Origin of the sequence: Bacillus sp. AP50 (assembly GCF_040492675.1) — a bacterium.
Taxonomy (GTDB): Bacteria; Bacillota; Bacilli; order Bacillales; family Bacillaceae_G; genus Bacillus_A; species Bacillus_A cereus.
This window is the reverse complement of the sequence record NZ_JBEUTW010000202.1, coordinates 1-3,548: the sequence shown is the minus strand read 5'-3', so window position 1 is coordinate 3,548 and position 3,548 is coordinate 1. Positions and strand designations below refer to the sequence as shown.

Below are 3,548 nucleotides of genomic sequence, written 5' to 3'. Positions count from 1 at the left end.
AACAAAACCCCCACTGATTAAAGTTGCACTTTAATATTCTATAGTTCTATTAAGAAGGAGTATGTGAAAAATATAATGGAGAAAAACATTCAACAAGAGAAAGATAAAGAAAAACCTGTTTTTTATGATCCGAAAGGAAGGAGAAACATAGCCTTTATTTGGTTTCTATGTATCTCAATAGTTAGTGTAAGTGTTGTATTTTATTTTTTCTTTCAAAGTATTTTTTCAACACCAGAAATTCCAAATATGAATACCGCTGTACAACAAGATACTAAACTTGTACCAATTAATCAAAAACTTAGTGATCAGCAGTTAAAGGAGGAAGCATTTAACCCAAATACCGAAACGAAGGATAATAAAAATTTGGTGAATCCGCCGAAGGATAGTAAACATCCTAAAGAAGTGTATGGTTTTTATGTAAACTGGGATGAAAATAGTACCGCTTCTTTAAAAGAAAATATTGATTCATTAACTACGTTAGTACCAGAGTGGTATCATTTAAAAGCAGATTTAACGATTAGAAGTGAGATAAAACCTGAGATAGTAAAGTTGGCAGAAAAAAATCAAGTGAAGATTATGCCTTTGCTTACTAACTATACTGAGGAAGCTTCTGGTCCTGATAGTGGGCTAATTCATAAGTTACTGAGTTCCTCAAACGATGTAAAGACAAAGTTTATTAATGATTTAGTAAGCCAAGTTAAAAAAAATCAGTTTTCAGGTATTAATATTGACTTTGAGGCCGTACCTGAAAGTGATAGAGAAAACTTAACAAATTTTATGAAAGAACTTACTAAGGAATTTCATGAACATGATTTGCTCGTTACACAAGATGTTCCAGCTAATGATAAGGCTTTTGATTATAGTGCGTTAGCAAAAATAATAGATCGAATGATTGTAATGATGTACGATGAGCACTATGGAGCGGGGGAACCAGGACCAATTGCTTCAAATAAATGGTTCCAACATACATTAAAAGAACTGAATATTCCGTCTAATAAACTTATAGTTGCTTTCGGTAACTATGGATATGATTGGGAAGTAAATAGTAAAGAAGCTGCAAAGTCTATGACTTTCTCAGAAGTTATGGCAATGGCTCATGATTCAAATATAAAAATTCAATGGGATAAGGTGAGTGGAAATCCGTATTTTAGATATAAAACAGGAGAGAAAGAACATACTGCTTGGTTCTTAGACGGTGTTACTCTTTATAATCAAGTGAAAATCGCAATGGACAATCATGCAAAGGGGTTTGCGCTATGGAGATTAGGAGCAGAAGATCCTACAATATGGAAAGTTTTAAAAAATCCTATTGAGGTACAAAAAAATCCTAATGTATTACATAAAATCAGTAGTTTAGATGAAGTGAATTATTCTGGACAAGGTGAAATTTTACAGATTGAGAATGAAAGAAAAAATGGATTGAGAGATTTTAAAGTAGGCAAAGATGATTATATTACAGATGAAGTATATCAATCCTTACCATCTGCATATGAAGTGCAACGATATGGAAAACCAAATGGGAAACAAGTAGTATTAACATTTGATGATGGACCAGACCCGAAATATACGCCAGAAATATTAGATATATTAAAAGAGAATCAAATAAAAGCTGCTTTTTTTGTACTTGGTGAAAACGCGCAACTAAATACTAGTATTGTAAAAAGAATATACGATGAAGGGCATGAAATTGGCAATCATACTTTCAAGCATCCTAACATAGCAGATATGTCTTTACTACGAACGAAAGTAGAACTTAATACGACGCAACGTTTAATTCAGGAAGTAACTGGACATTCTACGGTTTTATTTAGACCGCCATATGAAGCGGATGCTAACCCGGATTCATCAAATGAAATATTGCCTATTTTACGTGCACAAAATATGAACTATACAATGGTAGCGGAAAAAGTTGATCCCGAAGACTGGGCAATACCATCAACAAATGAATTAGTAAAGCGTGCTCTTAATCCCATTTATAAGGGAGAGGGAAATATTATTCTTCTCCATGATGCGGGAGGGAACCGTACACATACAGTAGAGGCGCTCCCAATTATTATTAAAGACCTAAAAAAGCATGGATATAGTTTTGTAACAATTTCAGATTTAATGAATAAAGAACGAGATGAAATCATGCCTCCTGTTTCTTCTGAGGGGAAGCAATATTTGCTTTACAATAAAGCTGTCTTTTCAGGGGCAGGATACTTTAAGCATATATTAACAACTATTTTTTATATTGCTATTGGATTAGGGATTTTTCGATTTTTATTCTTAATTTATTTTGCATGGAAGCAGAAAAGAAAAACGTTATCTCGCTATATTAATTCGTCCTATCAACCTTTTGTTAGTGTTGTCATAGCAGCATATAATGAAGAAAAGGTGATAGCCAAGACAATTCACTCAATTTTGGATAGTAATTATAGAGAATTTGAAGTTATTGTTGTGGATGACGGATCGACAGATGGTACGTCAAAAGTAATGAAAGAAACATTTTATAAACACCCTAAAGTTCGTTTCATTCAGAAAGAAAACGGCGGGAAATCATCGGCAATGAACCTAGGGTTTCAACAATCGCGAGGAGAAATCATTGTCACTTTAGATGCGGATACTATTATTGCGCAAGACGCCATTTCTCTAATGGTTAGACACTTTGAAAATCAGAATGTAGCTGCAGTTTCAGGTAATGTCAAAGTGGGGAATAGACGGAATTTGTTAACTACTTGGCAACATGTTGAGTACATTACAGGGTTTAATTTAGAACGTAGAGCTTTTGATGAGTTAAATTGTATTACAGTAGTTCCAGGAGCTATTGGGGCGTGGCGCAAAAAGAATGTAGTTGAATCTGGATATTTAAGCGAAGATACGTTAGCAGAAGATACGGATCTTACTATTACATTTTTACGTCAAGGGCATAGAATTGTATATGAAGAAAAAGCGCATGCTTTTACGGAATCACCTGAAGATGTGAAAAGTCTCATTAAACAGCGGTATCGTTGGTCATATGGTACACTTCAATGTCTTTGGAAACATCGAAAAGCGTTATGTAATCCAAAGCATAAAACATTAGGATTTATTGCACTGCCTAATATGTGGTTATTCCAATATGTGCTGCAATTCATTGCTCCTTTTGCAGATATATTAATGATTATAGGACTATTTAGTAGTAATCCGCTAAAAGTTTTAGGATTTTATCTTGTTTTCTTTTTAATGGATCTTCTCGCTTCTCTGTTCGCATTTAAATTAGAGGAAGAGAACCCAAAACCATTGGCATGGTTAATTTTACAACGTTTTATTTATCGCCAATTTATGACTTATGTTGTCATTAAATCTATATTCTCATCGCTTCGAGGAGTAGCGGTAGGGTGGAATAAACTAAAGAGACTGGGGAGTGTTAAACATTCCACGGAACATAAGGAGGCATCATAAAAGAGCAGACTATCTGCTCTTTTTTCATTGGTTTTAGTTAGTTGAATGTAGAGTTGTAGTATAAAAACTGCTGCTTCTATAATGAGATTCCTATTCATCATTAATGGTGAGACATTATGTTAAGC

General features: G+C 33.9%; 1 protein-coding gene. It reads left to right on the top strand.

The genetic code is table 11. From position 1 onward, the window contains the following. The first annotated feature begins 75 nt into the window (after positions 1-75). Positions 76-3,423 carry a glycosyltransferase gene (locus tag ABWK52_RS16465; protein ID WP_098541119.1) on the top strand — a complete coding sequence of 1,116 codons (3,348 nt, stop codon included), beginning with the start codon at positions 76-78 and terminating at the stop codon, positions 3,421-3,423. Positions 3,424-3,548 lie beyond the last annotated feature (125 nt).

What these genes read in the sequence shown, in the direction of transcription:
- ABWK52_RS16465 (WP_098541119.1), top strand. Translation starts at nt 76, where the DNA reads ATGGAGAAAAACATTCAACAAGAGAAAGATAAAGAAAAACCTGTTTTT.